Genomic DNA, 13,288 nt, shown 5'->3' on the forward strand with positions numbered 1-13,288 from the left:
CTTCGCTTGTGCGAATCGCCCACCACGCATCACGAATCACGGCTTCACAGCAACACGACATCGAACTGCTCCTGCAGATACTGCTCGTCCGCCTGGAAACGGATCGACTTGCCGAGGAATTCCTCCAGTTCCGCCACCGCGGACGATTCCTCGTCGGTGATGCGGGCAACGACTTTCGGCGAGGCGATCACCAGCAGGCGCGCGGCCTCGAACTGGCGCACCGCGCGGGTGATCTCGCGGAAGATCTCGTAGGTGACGGTTTCGGCCGTCTTGATGGCGCCACGCCCGCTGCATTCCGGACAGGGCTCGGACAACTGGCGCGCCAGGCTTTCCACGGTGCGCTTGCGCGTCATCTCCACCAGGCCCAGCGGCGAGAATTCGTACACCGTGGTCCTGGCGTGGTCCTTGGCCAGCGACTTCTCGAGCGTGCGCAGCACCTGGCGGCGATGCTCGGGATCATCCATGTCGATGAAATCGATGATGATGATGCCGCCCAGGTTGCGCAGGCGCAGTTGACGCGCGACGGCCTGCGCGGCTTCGAGATTCGTGCGATAGACGGTCTCTTCCAGATTGCGCTGGCCGAGGAACGAGCCGGTGTTGACGTCGACCGTGGTCATCGCCTCGGTCTGGTCGATCACCAGGTAGCCGCCGGACTTCAGCGGCACCTGCTTGTCCAGCGCGCGGCCGATTTCATCTTCGACGCCGTACAGGTCGAAGATCGGGCGCTCGCCGGTGTACAGCTCGATGCGCTCCGCGAGCACCGGCATGTACTTGGCGACGAACGCCTGCAGGCGCTCGTAGGTTTCGCGCGAATCCACCTTCACCTTCTCCACGTCCTTGCGGATCAGATCGCGCACGGCGCGCAGCGGCAGGCTCAGGTCTTCGTACAGGATGCTGCACGGCGGCAGCTCGCGGCCGCGCTTCTCGACGATGTTCCAGACGCGCGACAGATAGGCCAGGTCCTCGGCCAGGGCTTCCGCCGGCTGGCCTTCGGCATTGGTGCGGATGATGTAGCCGTGTCCGCCATGCTGGGCGGCGAGATCGGTCACCACCTGCTTCAGTCGATGGCGCTCGGCATCGTCCTCGATGCGCGCGGAGACGCCGATCACCTTGGACTGGGGCAACAGCACCAGGTAGCGCGACGGAATGCTGATCTGCGTGGTGAGCCGCGCGCCCTTGCTGCCGATGGGATCCTTCACCACCTGCACGACGATGTCCTGCCCGTCACGCAGCAGGTCCATGATCGGCGCCGGCGGCGGTGCGGGCAGCGGGGCCTCCTCGCCATCCACCACCGCACCAGGCGAGGAGCGCACGATGTCGTTGGCATGCAGGAACGCCGCACGGTCCAGGCCGACCTCGACGAAGGCCGCCTGCATGCCGGGCATCACCCGCTGCACCTTGCCCTTGTAGATGTTGCCGACCACGCCCCGGCGCCAGCCGCGCTCGATGTGCAGTTCCTGCAGCATGCCGTTTTCGATCACCGCAACGCGCGTTTCGCGCGGGGTGACGTTGACCAGGATTTCTTCCGACATGCTTTCCTTCCCTCAGGCTGACGCGGTGGCGACAGGCGCCGATGGATGGATGTCGAACTCGCGCAACAGTCTCGCGGTTTCGTGGAGAGGCAGGCCCATCACCGCCGAGTAGCTGCCGGCCAGGCGGGTGACGAACTGCTCGGCGCGCCCCTGGATCCCGTAGGCACCCGCCTTGCCCATGGCTTCGCCGCTGGCCACGTAGGCCGCGATGTCATCTTCGTCCAGCTCGGCGAAACTCACGTCGGTGACAACGAACGCCTGTGCTTCGCGCGCGGCGCTGACCACCGAGACCGCGGACACGGCCTGGTGCGTGCGGCCCGACAACCGGCGCAACATGGCGACGGCATCGGCGGCATCCACGGGCTTGCCGAAGACCTCGTCGTCCAGGATCACCTCGGTGTCGGCGGCCAGCACCACGGCACCGGGCGAGCCCATCACCTTCAACAGGCCGGCGCCCGCCTTCTCGCGGGCGACCCGGCGCACGTACTCCGTGGCGGGTTCGCCGGGCTGGCGGTGTTCGGGGATGTCGAGGTCGATGCGGCCGAACGAGAGCCCCAGGCGGGTCAGCAGTTCGGCGCGGCGGGGGGATTGGGAAGCCAGGTAGAGCATCCCGGAAGAATAACCCGCGGCGCCTGACTGAATGACCGCTGATGATGGCCGGGACGGCGTAACCCTGCGCCGCATCACGGCCCGTTCATGTCATCGTGAACACCCTTGCGCGTCGACGACGACCGGGTGCCCGCACGCCCGAACCACGAAAAGGAGATCCCATGCGTCTGCCCCTGCTTCGCCCGCTACTGCTCGCCATCACCCTGTCTCTGGGAACCACTGCCGCCATGACCACTTCCGCCCAGACTGCGCCGGCCTATGCCATCCCGGCCGACGGCACGCTGCTCAACGTCTCCGCGCAGGCCGAGGCCTCCCGCGTTCCCGACATCGCCACCCTCTCCGCCGGCGTGGTCACCCAGGCCGTCGACGGCAACACCGCCATGCGCCAGAACAGCGAGCAGATGGCCAAGGTCGTGGCCGCGATCAAGGCCGCCGGGATCGCCGACAAGGACGTGCAGACCAGCGGCATCAGCCTCAATCCGCAATACCGCTACGCCGAGAACGAAGCACCGAAGATCACCGGCTACCAGGCCAACAACACCGTCAGCATCAAGGTCCGCGACATCGCCAAGCTGGGCAAGGTGCTGGACGCCCTGGCCGGCGTGGGTGCGAACCAGATCAACGGCCCCAGCTTCGAGATCGACAATCCGGAACCGGTCTACGACGAGGCGCGCCTGGCCGCGCTGAAGAAGGCCCAGACCCGTGCGGAGACCTATGCCAAGTCGCTCGGCCTGAAGGTGCGCCGCATCGTCAGCATCTCCGAAGGCAATGGCGGCTTCCGCCCGATGCCGATGATGGCGATGGCGAAGATGGAGGCCCGCGACGCCAGCGGTGCGCCGCCGGTTTCGCCAGGCGAGACCACCGTCTCGATCAACCTGGACGTGGTGTTCGAACTGGGCAAGTAAGCACCGCCTGCTCCCGACGACGGCGCCCTGCGGGGCGCCGTTTTCGTTGGATGGGCGGATGGCCGGACTACGCCGAAGGTCGAACCCCACCCCCCTTGCGGACGCCATCCGCCGGAGTACAGTCTGGACATGCGGCGCCGGGACGTTGCAACCCCACTCCTCGCGGCCGAGCGTTGTTCCGTTCACAGCCCTCAGGAGGTGGATCATGGTTCGCGCACTACCCCACGGTTCCGATACCCGCATCGAGCTCGGCCGCATCGCGGCCATCGCCGCCGCCATCGCGGTCCATGCCGCCGCCCTGCTCATGCTGCTGATGCCGATGGCGGCGCCGCCGATCGCAGCACCTGTGAAGCCTAAGATCGTCATCGAGTGGTACAAAAAGGAACAGGTCGAGCCCAAACCGGTTGAAGCAGAGATCGTCAAGCGGGTCACGCCCAAGCCTGTCGAGCCACGTCCGGTCGTGAAGCCTGTCGAGGACAAGCAGATTGTCGATGCTCCCATCGTCGTGGACCAGGGCAGCGAGCGCGCCATCGATACCTCCGTCGCCGCAATCGACAGCGGCGATATCGGCGTCCCGTCGCACGGCACCGGTCCATTGCCCTCCGCCACGCTTGAATACGTCCGCGCGACGTCGCCTCGCTATCCGATCAGCGAGCTGAAGAGTGGCGTGGAAGGCACGGTGGTCCTGCGCGTGCTGGTGGATGTGGACGGCACGCCCCTCGACGTGAGCATCGAGAACAGCAGCGGCAACCGCAATCTGGACAGGTCCGCCCTCCAGCACGTGCTGAAGACCTGGCGCTTCAAGCCCGCCATGCAGAACGGGCAGGCGGTGCAGGCTTACGGCCTGGTGCCGATCGCCTTCAGCCTGCAGTGATCTTCCTGGAATGAAAGCAGAAGCCCGCCGGAAGGCGGGCTTCTGCTTTCTGCAGGAGCGACGCAAGTCGCGACCGCAGACCATCCGATCTCGATCTGCCACTACCTCGGCTCGCTTTCCGTGGCGGATGTCGATTCCCGTGTATGCACGACGCGCGGTCGCGACTCGCGGCGCTCCCGCAGAAAGCGCCCATCGCTCAGGCGCGGTGGTAGGGATGGTTCGCCAGCATCGCCGCCGCGCGGTAGACCTGCTCCGCTACCAGCAGTCGCACCAGCATGTGCGGCAACGTCAGCGGGCTGAGCGACCACTTCTCGTGGGCAGCAGCCACGACATCGGGTGCATGGCCTTCAGGCCCCCCGATCAGCAGCGCGATATCGCGGCCCAGCGTACGCCAGTGTTCCAGGCGCCGGGCGAGTTGTTCCGACGAGTACGGCTTGCCGGTCACTTCCAGCGCGACCACATGGGCATTCTTCGGCAAGGCCGCGAGTACGCGCTTGCCCTCGTCCTCGATCGCACGCTGCGGATCGCGGCCCTTGCCACGCAGGCCCGGCTCGATTTCGACCAGTTCGAACGGCAGCCAGTGCGACAGGCGCTTCTGGTACTCGGCGAAACCTTGGGCGACCCACGCGGGCGCACGCTCGCCGGTGGCGATGAGACGGCATTTCATGTCGCCATGATAGCGGCGTCACACGTTCATCGGCCCGCTTGCAAGGGTCATGCCTTTGTCATGTGGCGGTTATGTGCGCTGCCTAGCGTCGCGGACTCCCCAGCCCGCAGGAGTCGCATGATGACGATGTTCGATCCCTCCCGCCGCCAGGTCCTGAAAGGCAGTGCCGCCGCCGTCGCCATGGGTGCCATCGGCAGCCTCGGCGCGTTGCATGCGCGACAGGCCCATGCCGCCACGGCCGCGACACAACTTTCACCGGTCCCGAGCCGCTATGGCCCGCTCGCGCCGGTCGCGGATGACGCCACCGGCCTGCCGTTGCTGCAACTGCCGCGCGGCTTCCGCTACCGCTCCTTCGGCTGGAGCGGCGACCGCATGGATGACGGCCAGCCCTGCCCCGACCGCCACGACGGCATGGCCGTCGTCGGCGTGCGCCATCCACGCCGCGGCCGGGGCGGCAAGGGCCACGGACATGGCCTGGAGTACGCGCTGATCCGCAATCACGAGCGCGGCGCCGGCACGCCGATCCGGGCACCCGGTATGTACGACACCGGCACGGTCAGCGGCGCCGAGCGCGCGGGCGGCGGCACCACGACCCTGGGCTGGCGCCATGGCGAATGGACGCGCATGGAGCCGAGCCTGGGCGGCACGCTGGTGAACTGCGCGGGCGGCCTGACGCCGTGGGGTACGTGGCTGAGCTGCGAAGAGATCAAGACCGACGCCACCTCCAGCACCGGCCGCAAGCATGGCTACGTGTTCGAGGTGGATCCCGAGAACGAACGCACGACCGGCCGCCCGCTGGTGGGCCTGGGCCGCTTCAGCCACGAAGCGGTGGCCGTGGATCCGCGCACCGGCATCGTCTACCTGACCGAGGACGACCGGAACAAGTCGGGCCTGTACCGCTTCATCCCGAACGACCGTCGCGGCCGCAACGGCTCGCTGGAGAACGGTGGCCGGCTGCAGGCGGCGCGCGTGCGTGGTCGTCGCAACGTCGACCTCAGCGTGGCGGCGATCGGCGACGAATACGCACTGGAGTGGGTGGATGTTCCCGATCCGGACCTGGACACGATCGTGGCGCCGGCCGGGTTCCCCGACATTTCCGCCGGGGAGACGCTGAGCGGGCCGTTCGCGCAGGCGTGGAGCGAAGGCGCGCTGCGCATGAGCCGTGGCGAAGGCATCTGGTACAGCTACGGCAAGATGTTCATCGTCGACACCAGCACGGGCGTGGACGCGCAGGGCCGCAAGGGTCGTGGCAACGGGTCGGTATGGGTCCTCGACCTGTTCACGCAGCGCCTGAAGGCGCTGTTCGTCAGCGGCCACCAGCTGGCTGCCCACAACCCCGACAACATCACCGTCAGTGGCCGCGGCGGCGTCGTGCTGTGCGAAGACGGCGGCGAGAGTCCCGACGAATACGGCCCCGGCGCGCGCCTGATCGGTTTGACCCGTGCCGGCGAGTCGTTCTACCTGTGCAAGAACAATGTGCAGCTGACATCCACGCAGATCGCCAATGCGGGCAAGTCGGTGCCCGAGGGCGACTACCGTGAGAGCGAATTCTGCGGCGCGTGCTGGGACCCCTTCTCGCGCACGCTGTTCGTCAACCTGCAGACGCCGGGCATCACCGTCGCGATCACCGGCCCATGGGAGCGCGGGCCGCTCTGACGGAGATCAGCGGAACGAAGAACGGCGCCCTGGGGCGCCGTTCCTTCGATGCATGACGAGCGGCCTCAGAGCCGCGATTCGTCAGCCGTTTCGATGTCTTCCGGCGGCTGGTCGCCCACGGTCCACAGGCGCTCGAGCGCGTAGAACTCGCGCACGCGCGGCAGCATGACGTGGACGATCACATCACCCAGGTCGACGAGGACCCATTCGGCCTCGCGCTCGCCTTCCACACCCAGCGGCATCACGTCGAGCTTCTTGGCGAACTTCACCACTTCGTCGGCAATCGATTTCACATGGCGGGTCGACGTGCCCGAGGCGATCACCAGGTAATCGGCGACGCTGGACTTGCCGCGCACGTCGATCTCGACGACATCCTTGGCTTTCAGCTCCTGCACGGCGGCATGCACCGTGGCGAGCAGATCCGGCAGGGCCGGCGGCGGACTGGGCAGACGGGTCTTGATGACGTGGGCTTGGCTGGACAAAGGCTTGGTGGCTCTGGGAATACGGCGGCGATTATAGCGAACCCGTGCCGGCCGCCCGTGATGCGTAAAGCCTTTCGTCGGCAATGGCGTCCGCGACCGCCGCCGGAACGAGGTGCCGCCAGGCCTCGCCTGCAGCAATGCGACGGCGGATCTCGGTCGCCGATTCGGGCTGAAGCGGGTGACCGAGCCGGTATACACGCCCCGCGGGCACCCGCCACAGTCCATCGGGACACGATATCCACCGGTCGGCGAGGGCATCCGACAGCAACGGGGGAAGGCCCGCGCCCAACGGACTGCCGGGTCGGTCGGCGACGATGAAATGCGCCAGATCGAAGAGCGCCGTCCACTCCCGCCAGGTCGGCAGGCCCAGCAGGCTGTCCGCACCGATCAGCAGGGCGACCGGGACCGCGTCGCCCTGCTCGGCCCGGAGTTCGCGCAGCGTATCGATGGTGTAGGAGCGGCCGTCCGGCTCCCGCGCCGCACGGAGCAGTTCGCGCCGGTCCACGCGCAGGCCGGCTTCATCCGCCACCGCCAGGTCGAGCAGATGCGCGCGCTGGCAAGCGGTGGCGCCCGGCGGGGCACGATGGGGGGGGTCGGCTGCCGGCATCAGGTTGACCGGCACGCGGAATTCATCGCGCGCAGCGCGCGCAATGGCCAGGTGCCCGTTGTGGACGGGGTCGAACGTGCCACCGTAGTAGAGCTGCAGCCGTGATGCGTGAGGTGTGAGGGTGGATTCGTGGTTCGGCATCGGCATCGGCTTCCGCGAATCAAGAATCGCCGATCGCCACGTCACGCCACCAGCAGGCGCACGGCCTTCGCCTCGGCGATCGCCAGCAGCAGGCGCTCCAGGCCCACCCAGGCATCGCCATCGCCCCGCCCTTTCGCGGTGCGGTCGATCTTCGACGCTTCGGCGACGAAACGGTCCCAGCGCGCCGGCGTCGCATGCCGTTGCAGCGCACGCTTGAACGGCGCCTGCTTGGCTTCCCAGATGCCCTGCGATTTCATTTCGGCAGCGAGGTTGCCGCCACTGGCCTGCACGCGCGCCAGCGCTGCGGTGCGCAGCAGCTCCTTGACGACCATCGGCATCAGGCCGGCGACCATGTCGCCTTCTGCGCGCAGGCCGGCGAGGATGCGCGAAACCTGCGCGCCCTGCCCGGCCAGCACTGCATCGGTCAGGCGGAAAACATCGTAGCGGGCAGCGTTCGCGACCAGCGATTCCATCCGCTCGACATCCAGCACCTCGCCTTCGCTGAGCAGGGCGAGCTTGTCGATTTCCTGCGCGGCCGCCAGCAGGTTGCCTTCGACGCGATCGGCCAGCAGTTGCACGGCATCGCGGTCTGCACGCACGCCCTTGCTGCGCAGGCGGCTTTCGATCCAGCCTGGAAGCTCGTGCGGTTTGATGGCCCATGCCACCGCGACCACACCGACGCGTGCGATGGCATCGCTCCACTTGCCCTGGTAGGCCTTGCCCCATTCGCCGGCGGTGATCAGCAGCACCACGTCCGGTGGCGGGTTGGCGCAGAACGCGCTGATGATCTCGGCGCCCTCCTTGCCCGGTTTGCCGCCCGGCAGCCGGACCTCGACCAGGCGGCGCGCACTGAACAGGCTGGGCGCATTGAAGCTCGCCTCCAGCCGGTCCCAGTCGAAATCACGCCCGTCGGCATCGAAGACTTCGCGCTCGCCGATGCCCTGCGCGCGCGCCTGTGCACGCACCGCATCCGCCGCTTCCAGCACGCGCAGCGTTTCGGGGCCCGCGATCAGGTAAACCGGATACAGCGTCTCGGACGCGCCGCGCGCGGCCAGCTGTTCCGGCTTGAGTTCCATCAGGGCGCCACGCTCACCGGACCGGAGCGCACCACGCCGTCGATGCGGCGCAGGATGGAGGCCGCCATGTCGCGACGCAGCTCGTCAGCGAGTACTTCGCGCTCTGTCGCGGTACCGGTCGCATCCTGCGGTGGCGACACGTAATCCCGCGACAGCTCCACGACCTGCTGCGGCACCAGGTCGGTCCCGTCCGCGCGCTTGAACGCGAAGACCACCGCGTAGCGCAGACTGAATTCCTGCGCGCGGCCGAACTGGTCGACGGCGATAGGCAGATCGCCCCAGCGCTCGGACAGGATGCGCAGCGTGGCCACCTGCTCTTCGGGCATCGCGGCACTGTCTTCGCCGATGGGCGCGGCCAGCGTCGCACCCGCGCCCTGCAGGCCACGCGACAGGCTGGTGACCAGCGCGCTGTAGGACGTGGACGCGCCCTGCACCCTGATCGGCCCCAGGTCGGAAGGCAGCGCGATCTTGTTGCGCAGGTGGAAACCGCAACCGGCCAGGAAGACCAGGGCGACGAGGAGCAGAGGCAGGCGGAATCGGGTCATGGGCGAAGTCTGGACGAGGCCGTCATGGGCGGCAATAGCGTAGCCGGACCGCAGGTGAACACCGGGGCAAGACGTCCGCCGCCGATATCCATCCGCAGCACGGCGGCGCCGGTCAACCCGCCACGATGTTGACGATCTTGCCCGGCACCACGATCACCTTCCGGATCGCCAGGCCTTCAAGGAACTTCGCGGTGTTCGGTTCCGCCCTGGCCAGCGATTCGACCAGGTCGCGCGGTGCATCGGCAGCCACGTCGATCGTGCCGCGCAGCTTGCCGTTGACCTGGATCGCCAGGGTGACCGAATCGCGCACCAGCGCATCCTGGTCGACCTGCGGGAATGCCACGTCCTCGATCAGCGTCTCATCGTGGCCCAGCGCCTGCCACAGGGCGTGGCTGGCATGCGGCGTAATCGGGTTGAGCAGCAGCACCGCAGCTTCCAGTGCTTCCTGGCGCACCGCACGCCCCTGCGCACTGGCGTCGTCGAACTTGCCCAGCGTGTTGGACAGCTCCATCACTGCGGCGATGGCAGTGTTGAAGCTGTGGCGCTTGCCGTAGTCGTTGCCGACCTTGTCGATGGTCTCGTGGGTCTTGCGGCGTACGGCCTTCTGGTCGGCGGTGAGCGCTGCCACCTCCACCGCGGGTGCGGCTCCGTCGGCCACATGCTTCTGCACCTGCGTCCACAGGCGGCGCAGGAAGCGCGCCATGCCTTCCACGCCGGCTTCGTTCCACTCCAGCGACTGCTCGGGCGGCGCGGCGAACATCGAGAACAGGCGCACGGTGTCGGCGCCGAACTTGTCCACCATCGACTGCGGGTCGACGCCGTTGTTCTTCGACTTCGACATCTTCTCGACCGGGCCGATCTTCACCGGCTGGCCATCCGCCTTCAGCGTGGCGCCGACGACGCGGGCCTTGTCGTCGCGCTGGATCTCGACATCGACCGGATTGATCCAGTCCTTCGACCCGTCCGCATTGTCGCGATAGAACGTCTCGGCGATCACCATGCCCTGCGTGAGCAGGTTGGTGGCCGGCTCGTCGCTGTCCACCAGTCGCGCGTCGCGCAGCAGCTTGTGGTAGAAGCGGAAGTACATCAGGTGCAGGATCGCGTGCTCGATGCCGCCGATGTACTGGTCCACCGGCAGCCAGTAGTTGCCGCGCTTGTCGACCATGTCCTTCGCACCGGGCGAGGTGTAGCGAGCGTAGTACCAGCTCGATTCCATGAAGGTGTCGAAGGTGTCGGTCTCGCGCTCGGCGGCGGCGCCACATTGCGGGCACTTCGTCTTGCGCCATTCGGGGTCGGCCTTGATCGGCGACTTCACGCCATCCAGGGTGACGTTTTCCGGCAGCACGACCGGCAGATCGGAATCCGGCACCGGCACGGCGCCGCAGGATTCGCAGTAGATGACCGGAATCGGGCAACCCCAATAGCGCTGGCGGCTGACGCCCCAGTCGCGCAAGCGGTAGTTCACCCGCCGCTGGCCCTGGCCCTTGCGCTCGAAGCGCTCGGCCAGCGCCTCGAACGCGCCGCGGTAGTCCAGGCCATCGAACTCGCCCGAGTTGACCAGTTCCAGGTCGTCACGCGTCTTGTCGCCGTACCAGTCACGCCAGGTGGTCGGGTCGTAGGTCTTTTCGTCGTCGGTCTTCGGCGCCTTCAGTGCGATGACCTGCTGGATCGGCAGCGCGTACTTAGTGGCGAACTCGAAGTCGCGCGGGTCGTGGCCCGGCACCGCCATCACAGCTCCCGTGCCGTAACCCATCAGCACGAAGTTGGCGACCCACACCGGGACCTTGTCACCGGTGACCGGATGGACGGCTCTCAGCCCGGTGTCCATGCCGCGCTTTTCCTGCGTCTCCAGCTCGGCTTCGGACACGCCGCCGTGCTTCAGTTCTTCCAGGAACGCGGCCAGCGCCGGATTGGACGCGGCGGCCTTCAGCGCCAGGGGGTGCTCGCCGGCGATCGACACGAAGGTCACGCCCATCAGCGTGTCCGGGCGGGTGGTGAATACCGTCAATGGCTCCTGGCCTTCGACGACGAACTGGATTTCCAGGCCCTCGGAACGGCCGATCCAGTTGCGCTGCATGGTCTTGACCGCATCCGGCCAGCCCGGCAACTCGTCCAGGCCGTCCAGCAGCTCCTGTGCGTAGTCGGTGATGCGCAGGAACCATTGCGGGATTTCGCGCTTCTCCACCACCGCGCCGCTGCGCCAGCCGCGGCCATCGATGACCTGCTCGTTGGCCAGCACGGTCTGGTCCACCGGGTCCCAGTTCACCACCGAGTTCTTGCGGTAGGCCAGGCCCTTGCGCAGCAGCCGCGTGAACATGCGCTGCTCGTGCACGTAGTACTCGGGGCGGCAGGTGGCGAACTCGCGCGACCAGTCGATCGCGTAGCCCAGCGACTTCAGCTGGCTGCGCATGTGCTCGATGTTGGCGTAGGTCCACTTGGCGGGCGCGGTCTTGTTCTTGATCGCGGCGTTCTCCGCCGGCAGGCCGAACGCGTCCCAGCCCATCGGTTGCAGCACGTTGTGGCCCGTCATCCGCTTGTAGCGGCTGATCACATCGCCGATGGTGTAGTTGCGCACGTGGCCCATGTGCAGCGCACCGGACGGGTACGGCAGCATCGACAGGCAGTAGTACTTCGGCTTGTCCGACTGCTCGTCGACCTCGAAGGCGCGCCGGGCCTCCCAGAAGGCCTGGGCCCGGGACTCGACGGTTTTCGGATCGTAGGAAGCGGGTTCGGCGACAGTGGACATGGCGGTGTGCGGCTACGGCGACGGCAAAGCGGCCAAGGGTACCGCAGCGCACCATGACCCGCCACGCCAACGGTTAGCATGGGCGCGTCGAAACCGGGGATCCAAGATGACCAAGCGCCTGTTTGCCCTAGCCCTGGCAGCCGCCAGCCTGCCCGTTACGGCCGCCGAACCGGCCCCGCCCGCCACGCTGGCCCTGCATTGCGGCCAGTTGTTCGATGCCCGCAGCGGCAAGGTGCTGGGCGAACACACGGTGCTGGTCCGCGACGGCAGGATCGCCGAAGTCATTCCCGGCCGCGCCAAGCTGGCCGACGCCGAATCGATCGTCCTGAACGACCACACCTGCACGCCCGGCTGGACCGACCTGCATGTCCATCTCGGCAGCGAATCCAGCCCGCAGAGCTACTCCGAAGGGTTCCGGCTGGACCCGGTGGACTACGCCTTCCGCTCCGTGGGCTTCGCCGAAAAGACCCTGATGGCCGGCTTCACCAGCGTGCGCGACCTGGGCGGCGACGTGGCGCCGCACCTGCGCGACGCCGTCAGCCAGGGCCTGGTGAAAGGTCCGCGCATCTTCGCCGCCGGCAAGTCCATCGCCACCACCGGCGGCCATGCCGACCCCACCAACGGCTACAACGACCGCCTTTCGCACCTGCTCGGCCCGCCCGGCCCGACCGAAGGCGTGATCAATTCGCCCGACGAGGCGCGCCAGGCCGTGCGCCAGCGCTACAAGGACGGCAGCGATGTCATCAAGATCACCGCGACCGGCGGGGTGCTGAGTTACGCCAAGTCGGGGGATGCGCCGCAGTTCGTGGTGGACGAGATCAAGGCCATCGTGGATACCGCGCGGGATTACGGCTTCCGCGTGGCGGCGCATGCGCACGGCAAGGAAGGCATGAGGCGCGCCATCCTCGGCGGCGTCACCAGCATCGAGCACGGCACCTACATGGACGACGAGATCATGCGGCTGATGAAGCAGCATGGCACCTGGTACGTGCCGACGATCTACGCGGGCCGCTTCGTGGCCGACAAGGCGAAGATCGATGGCTACTTCCCGCCCGTGGTCCGGCCGAAAGCGCAGCGCATCGGCGCGCTGATCCAGCAGACCGCCAGCAATGCGTACCGCAACGGGGTGAAGATCGCCTTCGGCACCGACATGGGGGTAGGCCCGCACGGCGACAACGCGCGCGAGTTCCTCTACATGGTGGAAGCCGGCATTCCCGCCGACGTGGCCCTGCAGGCCGCCACGATCCGTGCGGCGGAAGTGCTGGGCGTGGACGACCAGGGCGTGATCGAGCCCGGCAAGCGCGCCGACATCGTGGCCGTCCCGGGCGATCCGGTAGCCGACATCAATGCGGTGCTGAAGGTCGACTTCGTGATGAAGGACGGCAAGGTGTATCGCCGGCCGCACCTCGACGCCCCCGCCCGATGACGCGATGACGAACGCGCCGCAG

General features: G+C 67.6%; 12 protein-coding genes. 4 read left to right on the top strand and 8 right to left on the bottom strand.

Features of this window, described 5'->3' with window-relative positions; translation table 11 throughout:
- Positions 1–44 precede the first annotated feature (44 nt).
- Together rng and ACIPRS_RS03445 are read right to left on the bottom strand one after the other, a co-directional pair.
- Positions 45–1,532, bottom strand: a complete 1,488-nt coding sequence (gene rng / locus ACIPRS_RS03440; protein ID WP_192200559.1) for a ribonuclease G — start codon at positions 1,530–1,532, stop codon at positions 45–47.
- A 12-nt stretch (positions 1,533–1,544) separates the two neighbouring features.
- On the bottom strand, positions 1,545–2,141 hold the full coding sequence (locus ACIPRS_RS03445) for a Maf family protein (RefSeq protein WP_446537511.1): 597 nt from the start codon (positions 2,139–2,141) through the stop codon (positions 1,545–1,547).
- 161 nt (positions 2,142–2,302) lie between these two features.
- Between ACIPRS_RS03445 and ACIPRS_RS03450 the strand changes: the two genes are divergently transcribed.
- Entirely contained in the window at positions 2,303–3,046 is a 744-nt protein-coding gene (locus ACIPRS_RS03450; RefSeq protein ID WP_446537512.1) for an SIMPL domain-containing protein, read from the top strand.
- 205 nt (positions 3,047–3,251) lie between these two features.
- Positions 3,252–3,920: an energy transducer TonB gene (locus ACIPRS_RS03455; protein ID WP_446537513.1), complete on the top strand. Its 669-nt coding sequence runs from the start codon at positions 3,252–3,254 to the stop codon at positions 3,918–3,920.
- A 196-nt stretch (positions 3,921–4,116) separates the two neighbouring features.
- Here ACIPRS_RS03455 and rlmH read toward each other — a convergent pair whose 3' ends face one another.
- A complete protein-coding gene (rlmH, locus tag ACIPRS_RS03460) occupies positions 4,117–4,587 on the bottom strand; it encodes a 23S rRNA (pseudouridine(1915)-N(3))-methyltransferase RlmH (protein WP_446537514.1) in 471 nt (156 codons plus the stop codon).
- Between the two features lie 120 nt (positions 4,588–4,707).
- Between rlmH and ACIPRS_RS03465 the strand changes: the two genes are divergently transcribed.
- The gene (locus ACIPRS_RS03465) at positions 4,708–6,243 is read left to right on the top strand and encodes an alkaline phosphatase PhoX (protein WP_446537515.1); all 1,536 of its coding nucleotides are present in this window, start codon (positions 4,708–4,710) and stop codon (positions 6,241–6,243) included.
- A gap of 65 nt (positions 6,244–6,308) precedes the next feature.
- Here ACIPRS_RS03465 and rsfS read toward each other — a convergent pair whose 3' ends face one another.
- The 5 genes from rsfS to leuS all read right to left on the bottom strand — a co-directional run bounded on the left by rsfS (position 6,309) and on the right by leuS (position 11,840).
- On the bottom strand, positions 6,309–6,725 hold the full coding sequence (gene rsfS, locus ACIPRS_RS03470) for a ribosome silencing factor (protein ID WP_093490425.1): 417 nt from the start codon (positions 6,723–6,725) through the stop codon (positions 6,309–6,311).
- Positions 6,726–6,756: 31 nt separating this feature from the next.
- On the bottom strand, positions 6,757–7,473 hold the full coding sequence (gene nadD, locus ACIPRS_RS03475) for a nicotinate-nucleotide adenylyltransferase (RefSeq protein WP_446537516.1): 717 nt from the start codon (positions 7,471–7,473) through the stop codon (positions 6,757–6,759).
- Between the two features lie 41 nt (positions 7,474–7,514).
- Entirely contained in the window at positions 7,515–8,549 is a 1,035-nt protein-coding gene (gene holA, locus ACIPRS_RS03480) for a DNA polymerase III subunit delta (protein ID WP_446537517.1), read from the bottom strand.
- Positions 8,549–9,094, bottom strand: a complete 546-nt coding sequence (locus ACIPRS_RS03485; RefSeq protein WP_446537518.1) for an LPS-assembly lipoprotein LptE — start codon at positions 9,092–9,094, stop codon at positions 8,549–8,551. The genes holA and ACIPRS_RS03485 overlap by 1 nt, the downstream gene beginning before the upstream one ends.
- Positions 9,095–9,206: 112 nt before the next feature.
- Positions 9,207–11,840, bottom strand: coding sequence for a leucine--tRNA ligase (gene leuS / locus ACIPRS_RS03490; protein ID WP_446537519.1), 2,634 nt, complete (start codon positions 11,838–11,840; stop codon positions 9,207–9,209).
- Positions 11,841–11,946: 106 nt separating this feature from the next.
- Here leuS and ACIPRS_RS03495 point away from each other — a divergent pair, with 106 nt between their 5' ends.
- Positions 11,947–13,266 carry an amidohydrolase family protein gene (locus ACIPRS_RS03495; RefSeq protein WP_446537520.1) on the top strand — a complete coding sequence of 440 codons (1,320 nt, stop codon included), beginning with the start codon at positions 11,947–11,949 and terminating at the stop codon, positions 13,264–13,266.
- Positions 13,267–13,288 lie beyond the last annotated feature (22 nt).

The sequence above is a fragment of the Pseudoxanthomonas sp. LARHCG66 genome, from assembly GCF_052871755.1.

Coding starts and splice junctions, on each gene's coding strand:
- rng (WP_192200559.1), bottom strand. CDS start 1,532: ATGTCGGAAGAAATCCTGGTCAACGTCACCCCGCGCGAAACGCGCGTT.
- ACIPRS_RS03445 (WP_446537511.1), bottom strand. CDS start 2,141: ATGCTCTACCTGGCTTCCCAATCCCCCCGCCGCGCCGAACTGCTGACC.
- ACIPRS_RS03450 (WP_446537512.1), top strand. CDS start 2,303: ATGCGTCTGCCCCTGCTTCGCCCGCTACTGCTCGCCATCACCCTGTCT.
- ACIPRS_RS03455 (WP_446537513.1), top strand. CDS start 3,252: ATGGTTCGCGCACTACCCCACGGTTCCGATACCCGCATCGAGCTCGGC.
- rlmH (WP_446537514.1), bottom strand. CDS start 4,587: ATGAAATGCCGTCTCATCGCCACCGGCGAGCGTGCGCCCGCGTGGGTC.
- ACIPRS_RS03465 (WP_446537515.1), top strand. CDS start 4,708: ATGACGATGTTCGATCCCTCCCGCCGCCAGGTCCTGAAAGGCAGTGCC.
- nadD (WP_446537516.1), bottom strand. CDS start 7,473: ATGCCGAACCACGAATCCACCCTCACACCTCACGCATCACGGCTGCAG.
- holA (WP_446537517.1), bottom strand. CDS start 8,549: ATGGAACTCAAGCCGGAACAGCTGGCCGCGCGCGGCGCGTCCGAGACG.
- ACIPRS_RS03485 (WP_446537518.1), bottom strand. CDS start 9,094: ATGACCCGATTCCGCCTGCCTCTGCTCCTCGTCGCCCTGGTCTTCCTG.
- leuS (WP_446537519.1), bottom strand. CDS start 11,840: ATGTCCACTGTCGCCGAACCCGCTTCCTACGATCCGAAAACCGTCGAG.
- ACIPRS_RS03495 (WP_446537520.1), top strand. CDS start 11,947: ATGACCAAGCGCCTGTTTGCCCTAGCCCTGGCAGCCGCCAGCCTGCCC.